This window comes from Paraburkholderia sp. UCT70, assembly GCF_050434085.1.
GTDB classification, from domain to species: domain Bacteria; phylum Pseudomonadota; class Gammaproteobacteria; order Burkholderiales; family Burkholderiaceae; genus Paraburkholderia; species Paraburkholderia tuberum.
This window is the reverse complement of sequence record NZ_JBNPVZ010000004.1, coordinates 1-22,990: the sequence shown is the minus strand read 5'-3', so window position 1 is coordinate 22,990 and position 22,990 is coordinate 1. Positions and strand designations below refer to the sequence as shown.

25 protein-coding genes and 2 pseudogenes are annotated in these 22,990 nt (G+C 59.8%); 9 read left to right on the top strand and 18 right to left on the bottom strand.

Annotation, left to right across the window (positions count from 1 at the left end; translation table 11 throughout):
* Positions 1-85 precede the first annotated feature (85 nt).
* The 4 genes from OKW41_RS25660 to OKW41_RS25645 all read right to left on the bottom strand — a co-directional run bounded on the left by OKW41_RS25660 (position 86) and on the right by OKW41_RS25645 (position 5,265).
* The gene (locus OKW41_RS25660) at positions 86-2,116 is read right to left on the bottom strand and encodes a filamentous hemagglutinin N-terminal domain-containing protein (protein ID WP_429574416.1); all 2,031 of its coding nucleotides are present in this window, start codon (positions 2,114-2,116) and stop codon (positions 86-88) included.
* Between the two features lie 487 nt (positions 2,117-2,603).
* On the bottom strand, positions 2,604-3,248 hold the full coding sequence (locus OKW41_RS25655; protein WP_429574415.1) for a hypothetical protein: 645 nt from the start codon (positions 3,246-3,248) through the stop codon (positions 2,604-2,606).
* A gap of 298 nt (positions 3,249-3,546) precedes the next feature.
* Positions 3,547-4,350 carry a transglutaminase-like domain-containing protein gene (locus OKW41_RS25650; protein WP_429452282.1) on the bottom strand — a complete coding sequence of 268 codons (804 nt, stop codon included), beginning with the start codon at positions 4,348-4,350 and terminating at the stop codon, positions 3,547-3,549.
* Positions 4,351-4,392: 42 nt separating this feature from the next.
* Positions 4,393-5,265 (bottom strand): transglutaminase family protein, encoded by an 873-nt coding sequence (locus tag OKW41_RS25645; RefSeq protein ID WP_429452284.1) that lies wholly within the window; start codon positions 5,263-5,265, stop codon positions 4,393-4,395.
* 813 nt (positions 5,266-6,078) lie between these two features.
* On the opposite strand from OKW41_RS25645, the gene OKW41_RS25640 reads away from it, so the two are divergent.
* Both OKW41_RS25640 and OKW41_RS25635 read left to right on the top strand, forming a co-directional pair.
* Complete coding sequence (locus tag OKW41_RS25640) at positions 6,079-6,234, top strand: hypothetical protein (protein ID WP_429452286.1); 156 nt, start codon at positions 6,079-6,081, stop codon at positions 6,232-6,234.
* On the top strand, positions 6,235-6,501 hold the full coding sequence (locus tag OKW41_RS25635) for a DUF1488 domain-containing protein (protein ID WP_429452287.1): 267 nt from the start codon (positions 6,235-6,237) through the stop codon (positions 6,499-6,501). It begins immediately after the preceding gene.
* A gap of 681 nt (positions 6,502-7,182) precedes the next feature.
* Here the strand turns inward: OKW41_RS25635 and OKW41_RS25630 are convergent.
* A complete protein-coding gene (locus tag OKW41_RS25630) occupies positions 7,183-8,088 on the bottom strand; it encodes a lipid A biosynthesis lauroyl acyltransferase (protein ID WP_429574414.1) in 906 nt (301 codons plus the stop codon).
* 462 nt (positions 8,089-8,550) lie between these two features.
* The gene (gene ltrA / locus OKW41_RS25625) at positions 8,551-9,888 is read right to left on the bottom strand and encodes a group II intron reverse transcriptase/maturase (protein WP_429574413.1); all 1,338 of its coding nucleotides are present in this window, start codon (positions 9,886-9,888) and stop codon (positions 8,551-8,553) included.
* A 568-nt stretch (positions 9,889-10,456) separates the two neighbouring features.
* Here ltrA and OKW41_RS25620 point away from each other — a divergent pair.
* Positions 10,457-11,227, top strand: a complete 771-nt coding sequence (locus OKW41_RS25620; protein ID WP_429574412.1) for a tyrosine-type recombinase/integrase — start codon at positions 10,457-10,459, stop codon at positions 11,225-11,227.
* Between the two features lie 39 nt (positions 11,228-11,266).
* Here the strand turns inward: OKW41_RS25620 and alc are convergent, their stop codons facing one another.
* From alc to OKW41_RS25580, 8 genes are read right to left on the bottom strand one after another with little or no spacing between them, the layout of a single operon-like run.
* On the bottom strand, positions 11,267-12,271 hold the full coding sequence (gene alc / locus OKW41_RS25615) for an allantoicase (protein ID WP_429574411.1): 1,005 nt from the start codon (positions 12,269-12,271) through the stop codon (positions 11,267-11,269).
* Positions 12,272-12,320: 49 nt separating this feature from the next.
* Positions 12,321-12,989, bottom strand: coding sequence for a DUF1989 domain-containing protein (locus tag OKW41_RS25610; RefSeq protein ID WP_408147280.1), 669 nt, complete (start codon positions 12,987-12,989; stop codon positions 12,321-12,323).
* The gene (locus tag OKW41_RS25605) at positions 12,986-13,789 is read right to left on the bottom strand and encodes an amino acid ABC transporter ATP-binding protein (RefSeq protein ID WP_429574410.1); all 804 of its coding nucleotides are present in this window, start codon (positions 13,787-13,789) and stop codon (positions 12,986-12,988) included. The genes OKW41_RS25610 and OKW41_RS25605 overlap by 4 nt, the downstream gene beginning before the upstream one ends.
* Positions 13,786-14,469, bottom strand: a complete 684-nt coding sequence (locus tag OKW41_RS25600) for an amino acid ABC transporter permease (protein ID WP_429574409.1) — start codon at positions 14,467-14,469, stop codon at positions 13,786-13,788. Before OKW41_RS25600 ends, OKW41_RS25605 begins: the two co-directional genes overlap by 4 nt.
* Positions 14,466-15,149 carry an amino acid ABC transporter permease gene (locus OKW41_RS25595; RefSeq protein WP_429574408.1) on the bottom strand — a complete coding sequence of 228 codons (684 nt, stop codon included), beginning with the start codon at positions 15,147-15,149 and terminating at the stop codon, positions 14,466-14,468. Before OKW41_RS25595 ends, OKW41_RS25600 begins: the two co-directional genes overlap by 4 nt.
* 18 nt (positions 15,150-15,167) lie before the next feature.
* A complete protein-coding gene (locus OKW41_RS25590) occupies positions 15,168-15,803 on the bottom strand; it encodes an urea carboxylase-associated family protein (protein WP_429574407.1) in 636 nt (211 codons plus the stop codon).
* Positions 15,804-15,815: 12 nt separating this feature from the next.
* Positions 15,816-16,433, bottom strand: coding sequence for a DUF1989 domain-containing protein (locus OKW41_RS25585; protein WP_175164613.1), 618 nt, complete (start codon positions 16,431-16,433; stop codon positions 15,816-15,818).
* Between the two features lie 20 nt (positions 16,434-16,453).
* On the bottom strand, positions 16,454-17,302 hold the full coding sequence (locus tag OKW41_RS25580; protein ID WP_429574406.1) for a transporter substrate-binding domain-containing protein: 849 nt from the start codon (positions 17,300-17,302) through the stop codon (positions 16,454-16,456).
* Between the two features lie 219 nt (positions 17,303-17,521).
* Between OKW41_RS25580 and OKW41_RS25575 the strand changes: the two genes are divergently transcribed.
* Complete coding sequence (locus OKW41_RS25575) at positions 17,522-18,466, top strand: MurR/RpiR family transcriptional regulator (protein WP_429574405.1); 945 nt, start codon at positions 17,522-17,524, stop codon at positions 18,464-18,466.
* A 184-nt stretch (positions 18,467-18,650) separates the two neighbouring features.
* Here the strand turns inward: OKW41_RS25575 and OKW41_RS25570 are convergent.
* Positions 18,651-18,833: pseudogene (locus OKW41_RS25570) on the bottom strand (transposase); the annotation flags it as partial.
* On the opposite strand from OKW41_RS25570, the pseudogene OKW41_RS25565 reads away from it, so the two are divergent.
* Positions 18,821-19,291 (top strand): annotated as a pseudogene (locus OKW41_RS25565) (transposase); the annotation flags it as partial. The pseudogenes OKW41_RS25570 and OKW41_RS25565 overlap by 13 nt on opposite strands.
* Positions 19,292-19,309: 18 nt before the next feature.
* Positions 19,310-19,615 carry an IS3 family transposase gene (locus OKW41_RS25560; protein ID WP_429574404.1) on the top strand — a complete coding sequence of 102 codons (306 nt, stop codon included), beginning with the start codon at positions 19,310-19,312 and terminating at the stop codon, positions 19,613-19,615.
* A gap of 511 nt (positions 19,616-20,126) precedes the next feature.
* Here the strand turns inward: OKW41_RS25560 and OKW41_RS25555 are convergent.
* Entirely contained in the window at positions 20,127-20,543 is a 417-nt protein-coding gene (locus OKW41_RS25555) for a DUF4279 domain-containing protein (RefSeq protein ID WP_429574403.1), read from the bottom strand.
* Here OKW41_RS25555 and OKW41_RS25550 point away from each other — a divergent pair.
* Positions 20,542-20,784 carry a hypothetical protein gene (locus tag OKW41_RS25550; protein ID WP_429574402.1) on the top strand — a complete coding sequence of 81 codons (243 nt, stop codon included), beginning with the start codon at positions 20,542-20,544 and terminating at the stop codon, positions 20,782-20,784. The two genes, OKW41_RS25555 and OKW41_RS25550, sit on opposite strands and share 2 nt — an antisense overlap.
* 31 nt (positions 20,785-20,815) lie before the next feature.
* Complete coding sequence (locus OKW41_RS25545) at positions 20,816-21,217, top strand: VOC family protein (protein ID WP_429574401.1); 402 nt, start codon at positions 20,816-20,818, stop codon at positions 21,215-21,217.
* A 2-nt stretch (positions 21,218-21,219) separates the two neighbouring features.
* Here OKW41_RS25545 and OKW41_RS25540 read toward each other — a convergent pair whose 3' ends face one another.
* Together OKW41_RS25540 and OKW41_RS25535 are read right to left on the bottom strand one after the other, a co-directional pair.
* Positions 21,220-21,519, bottom strand: a complete 300-nt coding sequence (locus OKW41_RS25540; RefSeq protein WP_429576569.1) for a hypothetical protein — start codon at positions 21,517-21,519, stop codon at positions 21,220-21,222.
* Between the two features lie 203 nt (positions 21,520-21,722).
* Positions 21,723-22,223 carry a GAF domain-containing protein gene (locus tag OKW41_RS25535; protein ID WP_018419924.1) on the bottom strand — a complete coding sequence of 167 codons (501 nt, stop codon included), beginning with the start codon at positions 22,221-22,223 and terminating at the stop codon, positions 21,723-21,725.
* 290 nt (positions 22,224-22,513) lie between these two features.
* Between OKW41_RS25535 and OKW41_RS25530 the strand changes: the two genes are divergently transcribed.
* Positions 22,514-22,990 (top strand): lysozyme (locus tag OKW41_RS25530; protein ID WP_429574400.1); only part of this gene is annotated, 477 nt, incomplete at its 3' end.

Genomic DNA, 22,990 nt, shown 5'->3' with positions numbered 1-22,990 from the left:
GTCGTCACCGTTTACAAGCCATCGCCCTTCAATCGCACAGTCGCGAGCGACTTATGGGTAATCCTGAGGGGAAACCCGGGGCGGTTCACACGGGGCCGGACGTATACGACTGCGTGATCCTGCCGTTGCCGTCTGCGATCAGCCCTCCTGCGCCGCCGTGCGACGAGAAACTGGTGACTGGTCCTGTCGAGTACGACTCAGTGATGGCACCCTGATTCTCGAGGACGAGTCCGGCGGCAGTTCCGTCGGCGGTGACCGTGGCATTACTGCCCGAGCGGGCGACCAGCCCGTAGTTAGTGCCGACGAGGCCCGCGAACGCATCTCCGGAATCACTGGAGGTCGCGACCATTGACCCGGACGTAAAGACATTCGCAATCGTGCCGTGATTGGCGGCGGCCAACATCCCGGCGCCAGTGCCGAAGCTCTCGGTCGCCGTAACGTTCTCTTCCAGGTTCAGATTGCGGACAACACCCGTTGAGCCTATATCGGCAAATACCGCGTCCTCACTCGGGGAGAGATGCGAGATCATATTGAATCTACCGTCGAACTGACCGGTGAACGGCCTGCCGGGATCGGGGCCGGGATGGGGATAGAAGCCAAGCGTGGTAAAAACTGCGTTGCTCGCGTCGATGTTTTTGCCAAGCGCGTAGTTGCCCGCGAGATTGTTAACGATGTTCTGCAGGTCTGCGACCGAATTGACGAGCTGGTAGCCGGTTATCTGCGTCAAGAGCCCGCTGTAGAGCGGCGCGCTCCAGGCCGCATTGGCGATGAGCGTGCCGGGGCTGTAGCTGCCGGTCGCGTCGTAGAGCGTGGTGACGATGCCCGTGCTCTTCGACCAGTCGATGGTGCCAGCGTCGATCACGCTGCCGCCGTTGTCGATACCGGAGGCGTCGGCGCGCAAGGTCAGATTGCCCGCACCGTTGTTGGCAATGGTGGTACCCGGTGTCACGGAGACGTCGTGGTACGCGGCGAGCGTGAGCGAAGCCGGACCGGACCAGCGCAGGCCCGACGCGACGCCGAGGTCGCCCGTCGCGCCGTTCGCGCCAGTCGTGGTGACATCGACCGAGGTGCCCGCGTTCAGGCTGCGCTGCAACGCGTGGGCGATGACATCATCGATCGTGAAAGCAGGCGTTGAGAGATTCCATTGGCCTGCATCGACCACCGCGTGCTTGCCGAACGTCAATTGCGCCGCTTGCGTATCGACGGTTCCGCCGCTGCCGTCCACGTTGCTTGCGGCGATCTTGCCGAGTTGATCGACACTGCCGCTGTCGGCAATGAGCCAGACGTGCCCGTCGCGGCTGGCCGTGCCGGTTGCGCGGATACGCGTGCCGCGGCCCGCAAGCGCGTACACGTTGCCGTCGGCGGCCTGCAGGCTGACCTGCGCGGCCGATATCCGCCCCTTGTTGACGATCGTGCCCTGACTGCCCGTCTGCACGAACACCTGCCTGCTGCTGGCCGAGTCCTGCAACAGCACCTGCCCACCTGCGGCCAGTTCCGCCGTGCCGTTGGGTGCTGCCACGGTGCCGGCGTTGATGACTGCGTCCCGCGCAATCAGGAACACATCGCCGCCGCTCGAACTGATCCGGCCAAGGTTGATCACCCTTGCATCGGAGTCGCCCGAGAGTGTGAGCGTGCTGCTGCCGCTCATGAATGCATCGTTGCAGACATCGAGCGTTGAAGCGACGAAACGGCCTCCCGTGCTGATCACGCCCGATGGTCCTACGACGATGCCCTGCGGATTGATCACATAGAGGCTGCCCGTTGCACTGAGCCTGCCAAGAATGGCCGAGGGCGAGCCACCCGTTACCCGGTTCAGGGTCGCGCCGGCGCCGTTGTCAAACATCACGCTGTTACTCCGGCCGACCGAGAAGCTGTTCCACTCAATCACACCGCGCGTCGAACCTGGTTGGGTGATTACCAGCCCGTTCCCCTGGCCGGCTATGGTGCCCGTGCCGGCGACGTAACGGCCGCCTTGCGGAAGGCTGCCCGCCGCGAACGCCACGGGAGTCAGGGACAGCCCAGTCAGCGAAATGCCGACGGCGAGCCAGATGCGTCCGCGCAACTGCTGTCGACGCAGTGCGCGTCGCGGGGGGCGAGGTAGTTCCGGATGTGACATACAGCCCCCTTTCCGCTGCGTGCGGAATGGCTGCCGACGACCCGCAGAGCCGGCCGGAAACGCGTGAGTCGCTATGTCTGAAGAATAGCAGTCGGCGTCGCGAATGCGCGCCGATATCTCAGCGTATTGCGCCTTCCTGTTCGGACTTTTTGCGGCATCTGCTGCGTGGTGAGACTGATGGTGCGCGTCGGCAAAATCCGACGCCAGATTGCGCCAAGGCATCAAGAGCAGCGACTGTGTCTTCCACTGTTTCGGTCTCAAGGTGAGCTGTCGACAGCGGAAAATATGGCGATCGAAGATAGGCGTTCGTGTTCTGGAGGCCAATGGCCGCTTGCGATTGCAGAGCCGACGTCTGAACGTCTGTTCAACAATAGGGGCGAATGACACTTCCTGGCCGAGGCCGGAAGCTCAATCAAGCGGTGAGCCCCGCTTTCGCTTTCGTCCAGCAGGCGTAGTTTGTCGCGACGACGGCGCGCCAGAAAATGGCTTAGTTTTGGACGTTTTTCCCGTAATCTTCCCAGTACCGAAGCGGATCGCGATATTGTGGATAGTGCAAGTTGAGCCACGCCGACAGTCTGGCCCAGTCGGGATGGTTGGTACCGGTTTGGGCAGACCATATTGACGATCTTTCAAGAATCTGACCGTTCAAGCGATCACGGACAACCAGGCTGCCCAGCCCGCTTGAACTGTTCGTCTGTGATTCAACCAGATACCGCGGCAGAATCCTGAGCTCCGCGTCCTCCGCCCACCCGTATACCGCGCGAACTACGCCGGTGGAATCTCGCAACTCCGTGGGTCCACTTCCCGGCCGAACGGCTGTCCAGCCCTCAGGAAACTCAGCGACAACCTCGTTTTTTCCTTCCCTTACCCACTTCGCGTGCCATGCTTTCGCCATCGCCTCGCGTACGTGAGACACCGACTCGTAGCCAGTAGGCAGCTCGATCGCCATCGGAAGAGTAATGAGGTTGTCCTTCCAGAGCTTGGTTTCGTTGTCGACGCGCTCGACTACGTCGAACGCCCCGGCTTCGAATGGGTTCTCGGGCCGGCCGCTTACTTTCACGTTCCCGCTGGGCAGGCCTTCGAAAAGGTGCTCGGCATCGTGGCGGGTGAGTTTTGTCTTTCCTTTCTTCATGGTCTCACTACAGCAAGGTTGTCTCACTAACATGGAGGCTCTGACGTCCAAACTCGGGCGCCACGTCCTCTCGCGTGCGCGAACATGCGCGCGATTCCATTCTGCGCCATTTGACTGTTACCGGCTCGCGGGGTGGCAATGGCGCGGCTTATGCCTGTTCATACTGCCGGACTTCAGATGGATCGAGCGATCCTTCCAGGCAAAGTACCGCTCCCGAACGAGGGCGTCCAATGCTTTGCTTTCGCCTTGTTCACGAATTGCTGCCTTGGGAGCGACGTAGTCCGAAAGTCGCACGAACTCATTCAGGCGCGCAGTGGACGTCGAATTTGATGAGCTTCGTCGGACCGAATGTGTTGCTAATCGCAACGTCGGCGGCATCGCGGCCGCGCGCCATCAGCACGCGACCAATACGCGGCACATTGTTGCGCGGATCGAATGTCTGCCAGGAGCCGCCAACGTAGGCTTCGAACCAGGCCGCAAAATCCATCGCGCTCCACGGCGGCGGCACGCCGACATCGCTAATGTATCCCGTGCAATAGCGCGCCGGAATATTCATCGCGCGGCACAGCGCCACGGCCAGATGAGCGAAGTCGCGACACACGCCCTTGCGTTCCTGCCACGCCTGAAAGGCGGTCTTGGTCGGTCGTGCAAATTCGTATCCGAACGTGATATGGCGATGCACGTAGTCGCAAATCGCCTGCACCCGGTGGCGGCCCGGAGGCGTATTGGAAAACAGTTTCCAGGCAATGTCGGACAGCAGATCTGTTTCGCAATAGCGGCTGCCGAGCAGGAACACCAGACATTCATCCGGTAGCGTTTCAACGGCATGCTGATAGTCGAACGGCTCGCGTGTCTCGGGTTGATCGGAGATGTTGAGCAGCGCGGTGGTGGAGAGCGAAATCAGTCCCTGCGGCGCGACGATGCGGCTGCAAAGATTGCCGAAGCTATCGCGATACTGCGTGATCGCCACAGGCGGATCGACCACCAGCAGATCGGCAGACAGGACATCCTGCACGCGGGAAAAATGCGTGTTCAACATCAACATCATCGGTGTCGGCTGCGCGCACTCGTAGATCAGTTCATAGCCCACGCGAAGTTTCATCTGACCATCCTTCCATTGATAAAGGCGTGACGCGCTGAGCGCTCAGGCGTCTTCGGTCACGCTCACGTCGACCTCAAGACTGCGGAACGAATGCATCGCGCCGTGCCATGTGCCCCAGAGCGGCAGCGCCTGATCGTAATTCCACGCTACCGCCACACGAATCAGATGCCGGTTGCCGACGATGCTGTTGGTCGGATCGAAATCGACCCAGCCTGCACCGGGAAGATAGATCTGCAGCCATGCGTGGGTCGCGCCGCCGCCCAAGGTGGCGTCATGGTCCGGCACGAAGATATAGCCGCTGACAAACCGGGCCGCGAGGCCAAGCGAGCGGACTGCATCCATCATCAGCACCGCGAAATCGCGGCAACTGCCGCTGCGTAGGAGTAGCGTGTCGGCAGGACGATTGACACCCTTCTCGATACGCCGCACGTACGTGAAGCTGTTCTTGATCTCGAGCGTCATGCTGCGCAACAACGTCATCGTGCCTGTCGTGCCGCCGGGTTCGATAAAGCGTCGCGCCCATAGGTCGACGTCGTCGTCCGGGTACTGCCGGCTTCGCGCGTTCACCAGATCAGAGGCATCTTCGCTCGTGTACGCGAACGGCCACGTCGACGCATAGGCTTCCAGCGAATAATCGGGCAGCGGCGCCTCGTAATGTTCGAGCGTCACCTCGCTTCTGAAGAGCAGTTCGGATGCTTCGACCGAAAACGTCGCGACTGCGACCGAGTTGTCGAAGACATCGTGCAACCAATGCAGCCGTTCAGGTGTGGGCGTGATCAGCAACTGCGCGGTGAGAAGCCGCAGATCATGACTCGCACGCGGGCGGAACATCATGCGATGCTCGCCGAAGCGCACTGGCTCCGAGTAGTGGTAGACGCTCTGGTGCCGCACGGTTAGACGTTGCGGCGATGTCATTGCGTTTCGCCGCGAACAAACTTGCTCACCATTTCGCCCCCAAAAGGAAAGCCCACCGCGACAGGACGAACTGGGGCGGCAATCGTTAACGACTCAGACACGCGTTGAATGCGACCAACAATGAGAGGCAACAAGGTGCACGTCGATCACAGCGGCGCTGCTTCTACCGGGCGGATACGGGACCACTGTCGAAAGTGCGCGCACTTAAAGCGAAACCACCGCGCTCCCACGTGCGGGCGCCGGTTACTTCTTCTTCGTCACACTGCTCGACACAGAAGTCTTCGGGGAAGGCGTCTTGAACAGATCTGCCCCGGGAGATGGCAACTTTTTGGGTTGTTTAGGCTTTTTTGCCTCGCGGTTACTACGAAGTTGACCTTTTGCCATTTCGCTCCCCATTTCGGCGGCCACGGAAGGGGCTGCTCTCTGACTCATTCTGGGCGCATTTTGAATTACTGTCGCGATCTATTTAAAAGACTCGATCACACACCTTAAACGGTAAGTGCACAAGTTTTCTGACAGTGCATGCCCTCTTCGTGCGCTCAGCCGCCGCTTTGCCGATTGTTCTTGCTTTGTCGCGTCATGCGGCGCACTCTCGGATAGCCAACCTGAGTGCGCAAGCCGCTTCCATCGGCTCGCCACCCGTGTTTCGATCGACAGTCCCAGCGGGAATCCCGCACGCGAATGAGCATGGTAACCTTGATGTAGCGCGTCGCGGTGCTCAGGCGTGCTTTCTGGCCTCAGGCCGCTGCTTTGAAGTTGCACTCTCTTTTTTCGGGCATCCAGATGCTGAAGCGAACCCCAATGAGCTCGGTCATGCCGAGCAGACAGCAAGACTATGTGGCGACCCAGAAAGCTCGTGCCGAAGCCTTGCGGCAGGCGGAGTCCGACCGCGCCCAGAAGCGGCTTGACGATGATGCGCGCATCGATGTCAATGCCGCAAAGTGGCGCTACGTCTGTTCGAGAGAATAGATGGCAAAAAACAAGATCGTGCTCAGCTTTCCCAATCCCAGTCGCTCTTACGACGCATCCAGGCATTGTGTATGTTTCTGGGGTTACGACAATTCTCGCGAGATCGCGTTTCTTGTCGATGACCAAATGCTGACGAAGCTCAACCCCGGAACCTGCAGCGAGGAAACCGACCTGCTCGCGGCGTTCGATCGCAATCGCGACCGGATACTGGAACTGGCCAAAACGTTATATAAGGGTGGCCCGCAGATCAGGTACATGATTTCCTGAATCGAAGATCCGGCGCGATCACTTTTCATTTGCGGGCATGCGAGGCGCGAGCAGGGTTCGAACACATAGCCATTATTATTCGGCCCGATCGTCCTCATACGTCCAATATGAAGCATATGCGCATAGTTGAGACCCGCGCAGGGGGCAGGAAGGAGCACTCAGATTTCTCGCAACCGGTCGCTCGTGCGCGATGAAATCCGTAGACGCGCGGACGGCAGAAATGCCCAAAGACGCGACGGCCCGTCAAGCATCGTAATCGCTCTTTAAGTGTCTTCAAAGGCGTTCGGGGCTGCCGACTTCAAAAACTCGTGGCCATTCCAGATTAGCCGCCAGTCGCTACCCATCGAGCGCACGAGATTTGCGTCAGCAAGCAGGTTCAACTGATACCACACGCCCCGGTTCGAAACATCGAACGCATCCTTCAGCGCACCTTCAATGTCAGATTCGCTGAGGTGCGGGGACCTGTTTTCTGCACACCTTTTGTGCATCCGCACAGCTCCGTAGAAAGCGCGGCACAGCGCGACCTGTGTAGCTCTGAGATCGACGGTTGCCGGACAAAAGCCACCTGGCTTTTCGTCTGGAAGACTCAGATAGCGGACCTATGCCTGTCAGTCGAGCTCATTGCGTTACCTGACGTAAACACACAACCAGGAACGGTCGCATGCCTTACGGACGGTGTGCTCAGTACACACCTGGCACGCCCGGTGGACGATTCTTGAAGCGTCGATGCACCCAGTAATATTGCTCTGGGCACCGATTGATCTGCGTTTCAAGAAATTCATTCATTCGGCGCGCGTCGATCGTCTCACTTTCTGAAGGAAAGTCGCTGAGCGGCTCGAAGATGGTCAGCTTATACCCGCGGTAGTCGGGCAATACTTCAGTCATGAATGGTACAACCCGCGCATGGGCCAGTCGAGCAAGGCGCGAAACCGAAGTGAGTGTGCACGCGGGGACGCCAAAAAACGGCACAAAAACGGAGTTGTGTATGCCGTGATCCATGTCAGCAGCCAGCATGACTGGTTTGCCTGAACGAAGTAAGCCGACGATCTTTCTGGCGCTTGTCGAACGTTCAATCATCTCGGCGCCAAATCTGCCGCGTTGCCGCTTGGCTAGATTGCAAAGGCGCGCGTTCGACATGCGTGTATATAGTGAGGCGGCGGGCACGCGCGTTGAGTAGAGTATGCAGCCGACCTCGATGCTCACGAAATGGAAGCCAAGAAAGATGGTCGGCGAAGCGTTCCTGTCTTCCAGATCGATTCGACTTTCGATGTGGACCAGCTTTCGTATCCTCTGCGCGCTGCCGAACCATTGAATGCCTCGTTCGAGATAGCTTCGAACGACGTGGCGAAAATGGTTTCTGGCAAGGTCGTTGTACTCGCACTCGCTTTTGCCCGGAAAACAGAGACGCAGATTGACGAGAGCGATATGTTTCCGGGAGCTTGGAAGTGCATATAACATTGCCCCAAGCGCGCTGCCGAACCTTGCGACGAGCGTATAGGGAAGGACTGCGAAGACGCGCAGCAGCACTACAATCAAGACATAGCCTAATCGCCCCAAGAACCTCCCCCGCTCGCGAGAATCACTCATCGCGACACGGAAAAATACGAATACTTACGGCTGTATAACAAAATTCGAGATCCTGGTGGCATAGCATGGCGATGGCCGGGAAGTATCGCACGTACTGCTTTGTGACGGGCTACCCAGGTGGACGCTAGGGGTTCTCGGTTCTCCCTAGCGAAAACGACTGCGTATGGGCGGCAAGCGCCTGCACCGCGGATGCACCACCAGGCGGCCGTTCTACTTTGAAAGCCGCCGCCGAGTCCGCATTGGGGCGAAGGGCAGATCCGGGTCGGCAAGACTCATCCATCCATGACTTAGCTGACATTCATCGACACCGGGTTGTGAAGGTCAGCAAAGCGACCTGCTGCCGCCGCACGCTGCCCGATCGGCAACCGACCGCTATGGCCGACTGGATAGGGGTAGGAAACGGCGGTCGCCGTCCCCTCCCTCCGAACCCGGTGTGCAGTTTTCCCGCGACGGGCTCTCCAGTCAGTTGTTTCCACATCGGGATTGGCGCGCCAATCGATGAGCCTCGGACATCGTGAACAGCCCAAGATTAGCGAAGAAGGCATTAGGCCATCGGGTGTGATCGCGCAAGCATTTACCCTGGCCCGGACGGTGTAACTGTCGGCGCAGGATCGCTCGCAGACGGCGGCGGACGAAGCCGTCAACCGACGAGAAAGTGTATCGGTGGGCATTCGGGAAATAGCCGAACCAGCCGCGTAGGATCGGGTTGATCGACGCAATGATGCCCTCGATCGAATCGCCCCTGTTACGCCTGGTCAGGGCGCGGATCTTGTCCCGCAGCCCCATGAGACTCTTCTTGCGCACCCAACGTTGGCCCGCCTCGAACCGGTAGCCCAGAAATTCGAACCCATGACCCTCCAACCGGCAATCCCCTGCGTGGGTTTTGTCGGGATGAAGTGTCAAGCCGTTCGCATCCACCCAAGCCCGCATGCGAGTGAGCGCAGCTTCCGCTTCCTCACGTGTGCGGCATAACACCACGGCGTCATCCGCGTAGCGCACCATTACCAGCCCGGCTTCGCGCATTTCCACGTCAAGCTCGTGCAGGTACAGATTTGCCAACAAGGGGCTGACAACCGCCCCTTGAGGACTGCCGGAAGTCGGCGTCCAACGCGTCATGTCTTCCATGATGTCCTGCTTGAGAAAGGACTGGATCAGTTCCAGTACCCGGCCGTCCGCGATTCGCCCGGCCACTCTCGCGAGGAGAGGTAGGTGCGGAATCGAGTCGAAATAGCTTTGCAGATCGGCGTCGACCACCCAGCAGTAGCCCGCTTTCACATGCCGGTCCACTTCGCGCAGCGCATCCTTGCAGCCCAAGCCCGGACGGAAGCCGTAGCTTCTTGGCTCGAACTCATGCTCAAAGATCGGCTCGATCACCAGCTTCAGGGCCGCCTGAACAACGCGGTCCTTCACAGCGGGTATACCGAGCGGGCGGCGTCCTTTCCCTTTCGGTATGTAGACGCGCCGCACCGGCTGCGGGCAATAGCTACCATCCTGCAATGCATGCGCCAGTTCAGAGAGGTATCGGTCCCGCGCTTGCGCGAATCGCTTCACGCTCATGCGGTCCACTCCCGCCGCCCCGGCGTTCTTCTCGACCTGAGCCCATCCCAGCGCGAGCGTCTCCAGGCGAAACACCTTGTCGATCAGACTGTGCCATTTGCCTCCTTTAACTCCGTTTTGTAGAGCAGCCAACATAGCGTCCGTCCAGATTGAAGCCGACGCGAATTTCCGCTGCACGCAGCTTCCCGGCGCGTCTGCATCTTGTTTAGTCGTTTCCGACACTGGCGATGCTTCGATCTTCACCTCTGCTTCCTTCCGGTCTTTTGCTATCAACTTTCCTGCCCCGCTTCCCTATTGCGCCTTTTGCTCTGACGCAGGTCTCCACGGCTTGACGCTGCCGTGTGCAGTACTATCGGGACTCTGACTCCTGCCAGCGTTCACCTCGCTGACAGGTCTCCCCGTTTGCTTCGCACTACCGTCCCATCGTTCCGTCCTCAACCACGTGGTACGCCACCGCACCGCTTTGTCCGCCACGACAGCGTGCTGTGTTGTTTCCAGGCTTCGCCACTTTAGTGCAGGCTCGCCGCCATACCCCGCCGAAACAGGTTCGTTAACCTACGGACCGACAGTTCGCTTCCGGTTACTCCCCACCCCGCCTCACGACGACGCAGTTACCTTCAGCTACGGAGCTGTGGCCAACTCCGGCGGGGACTTACACCCCGCAGATAGCACGCCATCACGGGCGTACACTAAACCGCTCTCGCGGTAGGGGGCTCCGTCCCGCCTCTGGCAGCGAAAGACAGGTCAGTGGCGCCGGTGCTTATGTTGGTGAATGAGGCAATCCGCCTTGTCCTCCAGCCGGAGCCCCATCATGACCTTCTTCGATCCGGGCGTCAGCCCGCTGCGCCGGCGCATGGTTGATGACATGCGTATGCGCAGGTTCGCGCCCAAGACCCAGTCCGGCTATCTGCGTGCCGTACGCCAGTTTGCCAGGTTTCTCGGGCGTTCACCCGATACCGCCGCCGTCGAAGACCTGCGGTACTACCAGCTGCATCTGGTCGATCATGGTACCTCGCCGACGTCGCTCAATGCCGCGATCAGCGCACTGAAGTTCTTCTTCGACGTTACACTCGGCAAGCCTGAGCTGATGGCCCGGATGCAGCCGGTTCGTGTACCCCGCAAGCTCCCGGTGGTACTCAGCCCCGAAGAGGTGCGGCGGCTGATCGCAGCAGCCGGCAACCTGAAGCACCAGACCGCGCTGTCAGTCGCCTATGGCGCCGGATTGCGCGCGAGCGAGGTGGTAGCGCTGAAGGTCAGCGACATTGACAGCCAGCGCATGACACTGCGCATCGAGCAGGGTAAGGGCCGCAAGGACCGCTACGCGATGCTCTCGCCGGTGCTGCTCGAACGCCTGCGGCTGTGGTGGCGGGTCGCGCGTGCCCAGGGCACCATGCTTGATGGCGGGTGGCTGTTTCCCGGAATGGATCCCGTCGACCCGCTCAGCACCCGGGAGCTGAACCGCGCCGTTCATGCCGCCGCCGAGGCCGCGCAGATCGGCAAACGCGTCTCCCCGCACACCCTGCGCCGCTTCGAGAGTAAAACGGCCGTTCGATCGCTGCGCATGAGTCGTGAGTTCTCGTGAGCAGACTGCGGATTAATGCAGGTGAAGGCTTGCCTTGGATCAAGTCAAGATGCGTCCCATCAGACTCAGCCGCGAGACGCCACCATCCGGCAATATGTTGAAGCGCGCATGTGTAACAGACATGCTTCGGCTCGGCGCAAAGGTATGTACCCTGTCCATCTCCAGCTTCTGCTCGTCGAGCAATACCGGCCAGAACATCGATTGCGTAATCAGGGACTCGTCCGTTCCCGCGCTGACGAACGCGCCTTGTAGCGAGCATCGGTCCGCAAAATTCCCCTTGAAATGCGCGGTGTCAACGTTGACCTGACTAATTTCACCGGGCGTCGCCAATTCGATGATGCACCAGTCGCAGCCTGGTTCGCGTCGTCGCCGGGTTTCCCAGCCTTCGCCCATGTTGGCCGCGCGCGTCGGCAGCAGCAGGTTCGACGCTGAACCGTAATGCTGGTTGTTCGCGGCGACGATTCGCGCACCGTTCATCGCGGACGCGAGATCCAGTTCGGCGCGTGGCGCGAGTTCCGGGCGCGGCCGGCCGTACACCCGAAAACGCGCTACGCCGCCATCCGGATAGATATTGAGGCGCACGTGCGTATACACTCCGCGAGTGGCCGGATCGATCGCGTGATAATGATGCGCGTTGCCGTTGAGCGCGGTCGCGGGCAGCACTTCAGTCCATTGTGCGTCGGCGGGCGGCATATCGTCGTCGCAACGGCACGCGTCGATCGACGCAGCCGGCGGAAAGTTGCCGGTGAAATGACTCGTGTCGATATCGACGCCCGTCAATTCGCCCGCCACGCCCAGTTTGACGATGCAGAAATCGTGGCCGGTCTCGCGCTTGCGGCGCGATTCCCAACCGTCCATCCATTTGCCGTTGTCGTCGTATTTGCCGGGAATGAAGACGGCCGGGTTCGGGTCAAGCATGCGCGCCATCGGTGCAAAAAAATCGTCGCTGGCGAATACAGCCTGCGCGCCGAGTCGCGGGTCCGCGAGGTTGATACCCGTGCGTGTGAAGGCGGGTGCGTCGGGATCGAAAGTGGGGAGTGCCATCTGTCTTTACGCGAAGTGATCGGTTAGATCGGTTAATGGACCGGGATGCTCAGGCGGCAGGCACCCACGATTGCGTGCCTTGCAGATCCGACTCGAAGTTGTCGAGCACTGCAATTTCCACCGGCTTTGGCGTGTTGTCGCCTTGCCCCTGAATCTTGACGATGTCTTGCGGACAGGCGGAAAACGCGACGAAACAATCCATTTCCGCGCGCAACGTGATGTACTCGCCGGGTTTCGTCACGGTGGGCAAGGTATGGAGCGTGATGCCGTCGGGCTGCACGCGAATATTCATGAAGATGTTGAAGGACGCGAGGTTCTGCCGCGGCGGCGTGACGCCGAGTTCGAACATGCCTTCGAACATGTTGTCGCAGCAGTTGCGGTGATAGCCGCGCACGCCGAGCAGTTCATAGCGTTTGCGATCACAGGCCGCCATGAAGGTGTCGTGAACGCCAGGCGTCGTATCCTCGACTACGGTCAGCACCGGATGACGTTGATTGGTCACGAAGCTGTCGCCGACGATCGGGTTCAGCCGCTGATTCCACACGCGCGTGGTTTCCATGCACATGTATTCGTTCAGGTCGTACGCATTCCAGGCCCAGCAATCCACCACCTGGGTGCCATGCGTATTGATGACGCGCACGGCTTGGCCTGCTTTCAGTCGAACGGCTTTGCCGTGGCCGGCGGGAACGGTCGATGTGGGTTGATTCGTGTAGCTCATGAGCTTTTAGATTCCAGGTTGAAGCGATAGAGAAATTGCTGGAGACGGGGCGACAACGGTGCGTCGAGCACCTGTGCAGGCGGCCCCTGTTCGACGATGCGTCCGCCGTCCATAAAGATCACGCGGTCGGCGACATCGCGCGCGAAGCCGATCTCATGCGTGACGACGATCATCGTCGTGTCGTTCGCGGCGAGACCGCGCATCACCGCGAGTACTTCGCCGACCAGTTCCGGGTCGAGCGCGCTGGTCGGCTCGTCGAAGAGGATCACTTCCGGCGCCATCGCCAGGGTGCGCGCGATGCCCACGCGTTGCTGCTGTCCGCCCGACAGGTTCGCGGTCATCGCTGTGTGCTTGCCACTCAACCCCACTTGCCGCAGCGCTTCGACCGCGAGGTCGCTGGCGGCAAGGCGGCTCATCCGCTTGACCGACAGCAGGCCTTCCGTCACGTTTTCGAGCACCGTCATGTGCGGCCACAGATTGAAGCTCTGAAACACCATGCCGATCCGGCTGCGCTGCGCGCGTATCTCGCGGTCGGGACGTGGGCCGGTCGAGCCGTTCGCGTTTTCACGCAAACCGACCCGCTCGTCGCCGATCCAGACCGCGCCCTCATCGGGCGGAGAAAGCCAGTTCAGGCAGCGCAGCAGGGTCGATTTGCCGGAGCCGGACGGGCCGAGTACGCAGATCGTTTCGCCGCGCGCGACTGTCAGGTCGACGCCGTCCAGGATGCGATTCGGACCAAACGACTTGACGATGCCGCTCGCCTTCAACGCAACGGGCGTCGTGTTGTCGGATAGGTTCATGCTGTTCCCCGGGGCAGGGCGACCCGTTGGGCGCGCCCGAGGCGGCGTTCCCAATGACGGGTCGAGAGATGGATGACGGACGTCGCGGCCCAGTAGACCATCGCGACGACGAAATAGACTTCGAGTGGAGCGTAGGTGTCGGACACGACGGCTTTCGCGGCGAACATGAACTCATGAACCGAGATCACGGACAGCAGCGCGGAATCCTTGACCAGACCGATCAACAGGCCGGTCAACGTGGGAAGCAACAGCGGCAGCGCTTGCGGCGCGATGATGCGTCGCGCGATTTTCACCGGCGACATGCCGATGGCGACACCCGCTTCGACGGTGCCCGCCGGCACGGCGGCGACGGCGGCCTGAATCACTTCCGCGACGTACGGGCCGTAATAGATCGCGAGCGTGACGGTGCCGACGAACGGAGCAGGCAGCAGCACGCCGAAATCCGGCAAGACGAAGAACGTCACGTAAAGTAAGACGAGCAAGGGCAAACCAAGCGTCAGCGCCGTATAGCCGCGAATCAGCGCGACGAGCCACGGCGCGCCGCGCCGCTGACCAATCGTCAGCAACACACCGAGTACGCCCGACATCGCCGCGCCGGCCGCACAGAGCCAGATCGTGCCGCCGAGTCCTTGCACGAGTTCGGGCCAATAACCCGACAGAACGCCGAGGTCGAACGTCATCGTGCGACGCCGCTTGCGATGCGCGACGCGCGCGGTAGGCGCGGCTTACGCTGGATGCGTCGCGCGGCGTAGATGACGGGAAGCGCGACCGCCAGATAGCCGACGCTGACGAGCAACATCACTTGCGTCGACGTGTAGGTGCGCGCGATCACCATTTGCCCCGCATACGTAAGTTCGGTGACAGCCACGACCGACGCCAGCGGCGTGGTCTTCAACAGGATCGTGAATTCGTTGATGAACGCGGGCAAGCTCGCTGTCAGCATCTGCGGCAACGCAATGCGCAACGCGATACGCCACGGCGCCATGCCGAGAGCAATCGCCGCTTCATACTGACCGGCCGTGACGACCCGGAGATTGCCGCGCAGGATTTCGGCCGTGTACGCGCCACTGTTCAGGCCGAGCGTCAGCGCGGCGGCCAGCATCGGCCGGCCGCCCAGTCCGATCAGCGGTAGCGCGAAGAACAGCATGAACAGTTGCACGAGCGCCGGCGTGCCCCGCATGAAGCTGATGTAGAGGCGCGCGACCCAGCGCAATGGCGCGATGCGCGTCAGTTGCATCGCCAGTGCGAGATGGCCGAACACGACGCTGCCGGTCACGCCGAGCAGCGTCAGTTCTACGGTCAGCAACCAGCCGTCGATCAACGTCGGCAGGCTATGGATCACTTGCGGGTCGAAGCCCATTGCGGCGTTTTTCCGGAATCAGAGTTCGTCGAGTTCTTCCGCGGTCGAGAGTTCGAGCGCACCAGGCACGTCGTTACCCGCGATTCCGGTGCAACACGCCGACACGATGAACGTCATATCCGTGACGACGCGACACGCGATGAAATCGCCCGCGCGCGTGGTGTTCGGCAGCGGTTCGATGCGGCCGTCACGATGCAGTGCGACGTGCATGAACAGGTTGACCGGATCGGGCATCTTCGGCGGCTTGAGGCCGAGCGTGTCGATCACCGCGCCGACCGATTCGAGGCAACCGGTCTGTCCGGCGTAGCCTTGTTGGGCGAGATACGCGGTCGTGGATGCGGGCAGCAACAAGTCGTGCTTGCCGCTCGAATCCTTGCCGAGCACCATCATCGCGCGACGACGGTTGCTGACGATTCGCATGCCGGCCTGCAACACGTACGAATTGCTGAAGACACGCGTGTGATGGACCGACATGTAGACGTCGCCGTTGATGCGGCTGAAGCCGAACATCGAGGCGACCGCACCGGGTTCCTTCGCTTCGATGCGCAGGATCTGGCCGGCCTTGACTTCGATGGCGCCGCTTTCACCGGCAGGCACGGCGATGGTTTGCGGCGGCAGCGCGGCGCGTGAGGGCGGTTCTTTGAGAAGCAGCATGGTTGAGTCCGTTCAGGCGGCGACCGGCGTCGCGGGCAGGATGGAAATGGCGATGTCGGTGACCTTGAGGCCATTGCCGGGAATGATGTCCTGCGGACACGACGACACCGCGCAAACCAGGTCTTCGAGCACATCGAAGGTGATGTGGTCGCCCGGCTTGCTGGTCGGATCGGTGACCTGCATCCGGCAGTCGGCGGTGACCGGGCCGTTCTGAAACAGATTGAACGGCTCGGGCACGTCGAACGGCGACAGTCCGTACAGCGCGAGGCCCGCGTGCATGTTGTCGAGACAGTTGCGATGTCCGATCACGTTGAAATCGACCGTGAAACGCGTGTCGTCGCACGCGGGTACGTTGGCATCGTGAACCCCGACCGTGTCCTCGACGACCCGCAACAGAGGCCGTCCCAACGACGAATACAGCGCGTCGCCGACATTGAAAAACAGCGTGCGAAGCTGACGACGCGTGTGGGTCGGCGACAGCTTCTCGGTATGGTTCGAGGCGACGACCGCGACGAAATCGGCGGCCTGCTGGCCTTCGACGTCGATGATCGTCAGGCGTTGGCCGGCCTTCACTTCGAAGGTACGGCCATGTCCCGCCTTGACGGTGAGAGTCTGAACTGGATCTGTCATTTGATTCGGCCTGCTTACGCTTACTGCTGGGGAATGAAGTTGGACGTCGGCGTATCGAAGCTCACGCCGAGATTGACCTTTTGCAGGCGTGCGAGTTCGCCCGATTTCTTCATGGCGATGATTTCGTCGCTGATCGCCTTGTTCAGACGGGTATCGTCCGGGCGAGTCGCCCACGCGATCCATTGCGACGGGCCGAGTTCACCGGTCGATTTGAGCTTGCCGGGGTTCTGCCTGATCACACCCGCCAGCACGGTCATATCGTCGAACACGAAATCGGCGCGACGCGTCATCAATGCGGCGACCGTCTGATCCACGCTATCCACGCTGATCAGCGTGATGGGCGTGAGACCCTTGGCCTTCAGCGTGTCGTTGAACTGCTTGAGGATCTGCTCGGGCGCGCTTGCGCTCTTGACCGCCGCGGTCAGGCCCGCGAGCGATTCGACGGTGGCGTTCGCCGGAATCTTCCTGAAATCGGCGCGTACGAGTGCGCCGTTGACGGTCTTGCTGGTCGGGACGACATACGCGAGACGCTTCGCGCGTTCGGCGGTCACGTTCAGAGCCGACCCTTCGATATCGAACGAATGCGCGAGCAGGCCGGGAATGATGCCGCTGAACGCCATACGCTGATATTCGATCTTCACGCCGAGCTTTTTCGCGACGGCCGCCAGGATGGCCGGATCGAAGCCGACGATGTTGTTGCTGGCGTCCGTGTATTCGTATGGCGCGAAGGTCGGATCGATGGCGACCGTCATCGTGCCGCGACTCTTGATGTCGTCGAGCGTATCGGCGCTGGCGGCGACCGGGTGAATCAACGCGGCAAACGGTAACAACGCGGCAAGGGCAAGGCTGGAGAGGCGGCGCTTCGACATCGATGGGACTCCCGTACACAGGTGGACAATGCAGGATGCAATGCATGATCCATACCAGTGGGATGACTGAAACGCATGTTTCACGAATTTATCGTTGAAAACATGTGTTTCTATATAGATTCGAGAGAAACATCGATTTCACGTTTCCGGCGCCGGACCTATAATGCAGCCGATGCGGAATAGCACCTACATGCACCTGCCACGTGCAGGCAAGCCCGGATGCACGTTTGCGGTGCCGACATCGCACCATCACGGGCAACCCATTTATCACATGCCGAAATGTCAAACGCTCATACCAAAAAAGAGAAGCGATCCCCACCGTCGATCGAAAGCCGGATTGCGGAATGCTATGACGAACTGTCTGAAATCGATCAGCGGCTTGCCGATGTGATTCTGAGTGCACCGGGACAACTGGCGATGCAAACTGCCACCGAACTGGCGACGACCGCGCAAGTGTCGAAGGCAACCGCCACACGGTTCTTTCAGAAACTGGGGTATGCGTCTTATGACGATGCCCGAGCGATTGCGCGTGCGGCACAGGTCGGCGGTTCGCCGTTATATCTACAGGACAGGGGTCGCAAGACGGCAGGTTCGAAACTCGACGACGTAATCCAGGCCCATCTGCAGCACGAAGTCGAAAACATGGCGAACACATATCGTTCGCTCGATACGCAAGTGCTAAGCGAGGTGGTCGACGCAATCGCGCAAGCACGACGCGTGGCGATCATCGGCTATCGACATAGCCACACGATCGCCACGATGATCCGGCGCGAACTGATTCAGGTGCGTTCGGACGTGATGCTATTGCCCGCGCCCGGCGACACTATCGGCGAGTATCTTGCCGATCTGAACGCGAAGGATCTCGCGATCATCATTGGCTTGCGGCGCCGCGTGTCGGCGGTGGGCCTGACTGCCACCGCGCTGGCCGAGGCAGGCGTGCCGGTTCTGTATATGTCGGATGTGATCGCGGGCAAACCTGCGCGGCTGGCGCGCTGGGTGATCCGATGCCATACCGATGGCTTGATGCTGTTCGACAGCAAGGCGGGCATGACGTCAGTGGTCAACCTGATTTGCTCGCTCGTCGCGGAACGGTTGCTCGAGCGCGGCAACAGTCATTTGCAGCGCGTCGAAGTTCTGCACGACAGCTTGCGTGAACTGGAGTGAACCGGGCGTCAGTGGAAACAGGCATCGGGGATCAGACATCGTCGCGAGCCTTGAACTTGATTAAAACTTTCCGAGATTGCTCTATTCCAGAATTGAATCCGCCGACGACCGCTTCTAAGTAAATGAGCAGCCGTTCAAATTCGTTGGAAATTCTTCGTTCGACTGTCTGCTCTTGGCGGCGGATTCAACCGGTCGATGCAATAGTTCGATGGAACCGTTCAGCCGGCGTTTCGTAATCCAACGTCTTCCTTGGACGCTCGTTCAGCCTTCGAGCCACGGCATTGAGTTTGGCCTGTGAGTAGACCGACAGATCGATGCCTTTCGGAAAGTACTGTCTTAACAAGCCGTTGGTATTTTCTTCGCTTGCTGGCCAAGCGGTGGGTGGCTTTGGAGGAAGAACTGAAGACGCTCGATGCAATGCTGGAGAAGCTTACCAACCAGTACGCTCGTCGGCTTAGGGGGCGCTTCGGTGTCGGACCTCACACCGCCGCGATACTCGTTACTGTTGCCGGCGACAACCCTGAACGCCTCAAAAATGAAGCGTCTCTCGCAGCACTTTGCGGAACGAGCCCCCTCCAGGCCTCATCCGGGAAAACAATACGGCATCGACTGAATCGCGGGGGAAACCGTTCCGCGAACAACGCGCTATGGACAATAGCGATGGTCCGGATGCGTAGTGACCCGAGGACGAAAGCGTACATGCAACGTCGCAGCCATGAGGGTATGTCGAAGAAGGAAATTCACCGCTACCTGAAGCGGTACTTAGTGCGAGAACTTTACCCTCTCATTCTCGCCGATCTAGTGGACTCTACAGCCTTCGCTTGACATAGGAGCGACAACGCGATGTGCGAGTCGTTCTTCGGCACACTCGAAGCCGAACTGCTCTGTCGCGAACACTTCGCGACCCACGAACAGGCACGGCGGCGTCTGTTTTCGCTTCTGGAGAGCTGGTACAACATACGCCGCCTGCACAGCAGCATCGGCTACTGTTCGCCGCTCGAGTTCGAAAACCTGCATGCGCAAGATCAAAGCTTATCGCCGCGCGGGTTGCCCACCGCCGGGCAGCGTCGTGGTCGCGACAGGCGACCCGCCGCCCGACCGTGGACAACCCGCAATTCAACCTTATCGGGAGGTGCCACACCGCATTAAACTCAACTGCAAATCTATCCGTCGAACCGGGTCAACCTCAGGGCACATTGTTGGGGCCAAGGCGAACGACAAGAAAAAAGACTTACGGCTTGCACCGTAAGTCCTTGATTTCTTTGGTCGGGACGGAGAGGATTTGAACCTCTTTCCACCTGCACCCCTTCAAAAATTAGCGCCCGCCCATCACGCGACAATCTACACCTTCGGGGGTGATCGGCACGATGATCCCGGCTCGTTCCGAGACATGCCATAGGTGACCGCTTGGCAAATATGTAGCTAGATGTGTAGCTGAAAGGGTTTCTCATTCAACAGGCAGCCTCAAATCCCTTATCGGACTGGGATCACGACAGCTAGAAGTGAACAGTACGACATTGTTTTAATGTGAGGTGATTGACGTTTATTCACGTTCATCGAAAGCCGCTCAAACCCTTTACTGGCGAGTCGCTGCGAGCGTGGAACGGTGCGGATGGCGCTTAGAGTTCGATTGCCACTAGCCCCTCCATTCGTGCCTGCTCTAGCGGTACTCGTCAATCTCTACGGTGCCGCCCAGTGCTTCCATCATGACGCGAATGTCTGTTGGCACGTCAGACACCCGGTCCCCGCTCGCGTTGTACCAGTAGCAGAAGAAGCGCACTTTCGCATTCTTGTCTGCCGGCAATCGCTGGAAATCGTCCCTTGGAAGATTCAAGTGGCTAACGAGATAACGAAGATGCGGCTCCAGCAAATCGCTACGGACAGACTCCTTACTTCGCACACTCCACACTCCGGTGCGCCGCGTCAAGACTCGCCCCTTTCCCGTTGGATCGACTACCGAATCACCCTTCGCAATCGCCACGTCGGGCGCAACGGCAAAATATTTTGTCCAAAACCCAGGCACCGCATGTTCGCCCGAGATTGAAAGAGTCGCGTGTGCAAGTTGATGAACACTCATGTCGATTCTGCGCTCAATCGTCGTGTATGTTATCGATGATCTGCCGTTTGAATTCCACGTCGCCGTCAGGCAGGCAACCGGCAAATATCAGGTTGCGCTTGATATTCGACGGTTCGTTCACGAAAACCGACCGGAGGACGAACGCTATCTGATGACCCTTGAACTGAGCGGCCCGCCGCTTATGGAGGAAGACCTTGGCGATTGGGTCGGAAATGCCTGTTGGAGCGAGTTGCGCGTATAAACTCAGTGCAACTTCAATAGGGAGACATCTAATGCAGCTTCTTGATCACGTGTCGATCGGCGTTCCCGACATCGAGGCAGCACGACGTTTCTACGACGCCATCATGACGGCTCTCGGCGCGAGCAAAGTCTTCGACCGCCCCACCGCGTTAGGCTACGGCGAGCGTTGCACGACCGACGACATCTCATCGACCTATCTGGCCGTGTATCTCGATCCAAATGAAATAAGAGAAAACAAACGTCACTGGTGCTTCAAAGCGCCGTCCCGTGAGCATGTCGATGCATTCTTCAAAGCGGGACTCTCGGCTGGTGGCAAATCCGACGGCCAGCCCGGCTTGCGACCTCACTATCACTGCGACTACTACGCGGCATTTCTGATCGACCCGGCCGGCAATCGCGTCGAGGCCGTATGTCATGCCCCTACTAACCCCTAACCCTAAGCCGCTACCTCACACCCCGCCAGTTCCAACACGGACTGCGCCCTGTCATGCAGATCGCCGCCAACCAACGACGCATCCGGCGACCTGACCCACGCGGCGATTCTCAACGTCGCGCCGCCATCCGCCGGATAATCCGCAACCGACACCACCGGTGCAAGCGTCGAACCGCTCAGCACGCGCGGCTCGACGGCCACGAGTTTCTGCAGTTGCCCGATCGCCGCATCCACGTCCTTGCGCTGCGCGAGTTCCACCTCGACCTCGATGCGCTGAGTGCCGCCACAGTTGTCGTTGATCACCGGATTGCTCCAGATCTGGCTGTTCGGCACGAACACGATGTTGCCGTCGCCGCATCGAAAGCGGACCCGCACCTACGAAGTGGCAAGCGAGAAAAGCGCCAGACACGCGGTGCATCGCGGTGATGCGCTAGAGCGTCTCAAAGATTGAGATGCACGGTCTGCACCTCAGTGCTGCGCGCCGCGCTCGGCGCGATTCGGCAACGCTACACGCCGCGCGGCAGCGCTGCCTCGATGAACACCGCGCACAACGCTTCCATGCCCTTCGCGTCCTCCTCGTCGAAGCGCGCGACGACCGGGCTATCGACATCCCACACGCCGATCAGCGTGCCGTCGGGCGCGACGAGCGGCACGACGATTTCCGATTGCGACGCCGAATCGCATGCGATATGGCCGGGAAACTCGTGCACGTCGCGCACAACCTGGGTCTGACGGGTTTGCGCGGCCGTACCGCAGACGCCCTTGCCGAGCGCAATGCGCACGCACGCGGGCTTGCCCTGGAACGGGCCGACCACCAGTTCGCGGCCGTCGTGAAAGTAAAAGCCGGCCCAGTTCAGATCGCTCAACGAATGAAAGACGAACGACGAGAAATTCGCGGCGTTGGCGATCCAGTCCGTTTCGCCGGCCAGCAGCGCGCGCGCCTGCGCGACCAGTTCTTCATATTGCGCGGCTTTGGGCAGATGCGAGGTGGAGGAAACTTCGAACATGACGGCGTCCGTGATCAGAGCGGGATGGAAAGCGGTAAGGGGTGAAGTGTAAATCAAGCGCAATCCCCGCGCGCGGGTGTCGAACGCTGTGACACGCGCCGCGCGTCTACGATGCCGCCCCTTCGGTTCTCGACTATCCCTTCTTGTTTCTATCTTAATATAATAAATATTCATTTGGCATTAGTTTAAATCGAACGGGTTCCTGCGACTCTGTTTTTGCTATATTACCCACTCCATTCGAGTTGTTTTTTTAAGATATTTCGATGCCGAACGCAAATTCAGATAAATCCATGAGTGAAGCAGGCTATACCGCCCTTCGTCTAAATGAAGGTGTCGTTATGCACTACTACAACGATGCGCCAAAGAATGGTAATTGCACCTGGGGCATCGGCACATTAGCCCACTTCGGTCCGTGTACGGCGGAAGAACTGGCGCGAACGGTTGTTCCCGAACAGGCAAACGCTGTCCTGCAAAATCGGATTCGTGACGCTGAGGCAGCAGTTAAAGCTGTGGTCACGCAGCACGAATTGACTCAGGCACAGTTCGATGCTGCCGTGTCTTTTGCTTATAACTCGTCACGCCAGAACACACGTGACGCGTTAGGTCCAGCAAATACCGGAGACATGATAGCGGTAGCAGAAAAAATGATGCTTAATGTGATGATTACCCCGCGTGATCGCAATGGCCGAAAGATAGGTCCCGCGAAGATAAGCCGGGGACTAATGAGCCGCCGTCAACGAGAATCCGCGCGCTTCCGGCGGTCAGCA

Excerpts from the sequence above, each read along its gene's own strand:
- OKW41_RS25630 (WP_429574414.1), bottom strand. The coding sequence starts at position 8,088 with ATGAGTGATTCTCGCGAGCGGGGGAGGTTCTTGGGGCGATTAGGCTAT.
- OKW41_RS25595 (WP_429574408.1), bottom strand. The coding sequence starts at position 15,149 with ATGGGCTTCGACCCGCAAGTGATCCATAGCCTGCCGACGTTGATCGAC.
- OKW41_RS25575 (WP_429574405.1), top strand. The coding sequence starts at position 17,522 with ATGCACGTTTGCGGTGCCGACATCGCACCATCACGGGCAACCCATTTA.
- OKW41_RS25580 (WP_429574406.1), bottom strand. The coding sequence starts at position 17,302 with ATGTCGAAGCGCCGCCTCTCCAGCCTTGCCCTTGCCGCGTTGTTACCG.
- OKW41_RS25600 (WP_429574409.1), bottom strand. The coding sequence starts at position 14,469 with ATGACGTTCGACCTCGGCGTTCTGTCGGGTTATTGGCCCGAACTCGTG.
- OKW41_RS25660 (WP_429574416.1), bottom strand. The coding sequence starts at position 2,116 with ATGTCACATCCGGAACTACCTCGCCCCCCGCGACGCGCACTGCGTCGA.
- OKW41_RS25605 (WP_429574410.1), bottom strand. The coding sequence starts at position 13,789 with ATGAACCTATCCGACAACACGACGCCCGTTGCGTTGAAGGCGAGCGGC.
- OKW41_RS25650 (WP_429452282.1), bottom strand. The coding sequence starts at position 4,350 with ATGAAACTTCGCGTGGGCTATGAACTGATCTACGAGTGCGCGCAGCCG.
- OKW41_RS25610 (WP_408147280.1), bottom strand. The coding sequence starts at position 12,989 with ATGAGCTACACGAATCAACCCACATCGACCGTTCCCGCCGGCCACGGC.
- OKW41_RS25645 (WP_429452284.1), bottom strand. The coding sequence starts at position 5,265 with ATGACATCGCCGCAACGTCTAACCGTGCGGCACCAGAGCGTCTACCAC.
- OKW41_RS25560 (WP_429574404.1), top strand. The coding sequence starts at position 19,310 with ATGTGCGAGTCGTTCTTCGGCACACTCGAAGCCGAACTGCTCTGTCGC.
- OKW41_RS25535 (WP_018419924.1), bottom strand. The coding sequence starts at position 22,223 with ATGTTCGAAGTTTCCTCCACCTCGCATCTGCCCAAAGCCGCGCAATAT.
- alc (WP_429574411.1), bottom strand. The coding sequence starts at position 12,271 with ATGGCACTCCCCACTTTCGATCCCGACGCACCCGCCTTCACACGCACG.
- OKW41_RS25655 (WP_429574415.1), bottom strand. The coding sequence starts at position 3,248 with ATGAAGAAAGGAAAGACAAAACTCACCCGCCACGATGCCGAGCACCTT.
- OKW41_RS25620 (WP_429574412.1), top strand. The coding sequence starts at position 10,457 with ATGACCTTCTTCGATCCGGGCGTCAGCCCGCTGCGCCGGCGCATGGTT.
- OKW41_RS25635 (WP_429452287.1), top strand. The coding sequence starts at position 6,235 with ATGGCAAAAAACAAGATCGTGCTCAGCTTTCCCAATCCCAGTCGCTCT.
- OKW41_RS25640 (WP_429452286.1), top strand. The coding sequence starts at position 6,079 with ATGCCGAGCAGACAGCAAGACTATGTGGCGACCCAGAAAGCTCGTGCC.
- OKW41_RS25585 (WP_175164613.1), bottom strand. The coding sequence starts at position 16,433 with ATGACAGATCCAGTTCAGACTCTCACCGTCAAGGCGGGACATGGCCGT.
- OKW41_RS25550 (WP_429574402.1), top strand. The coding sequence starts at position 20,542 with ATGTCGATTCTGCGCTCAATCGTCGTGTATGTTATCGATGATCTGCCG.
- OKW41_RS25545 (WP_429574401.1), top strand. The coding sequence starts at position 20,816 with ATGCAGCTTCTTGATCACGTGTCGATCGGCGTTCCCGACATCGAGGCA.
- OKW41_RS25590 (WP_429574407.1), bottom strand. The coding sequence starts at position 15,803 with ATGCTGCTTCTCAAAGAACCGCCCTCACGCGCCGCGCTGCCGCCGCAA.
- OKW41_RS25555 (WP_429574403.1), bottom strand. The coding sequence starts at position 20,543 with ATGAGTGTTCATCAACTTGCACACGCGACTCTTTCAATCTCGGGCGAA.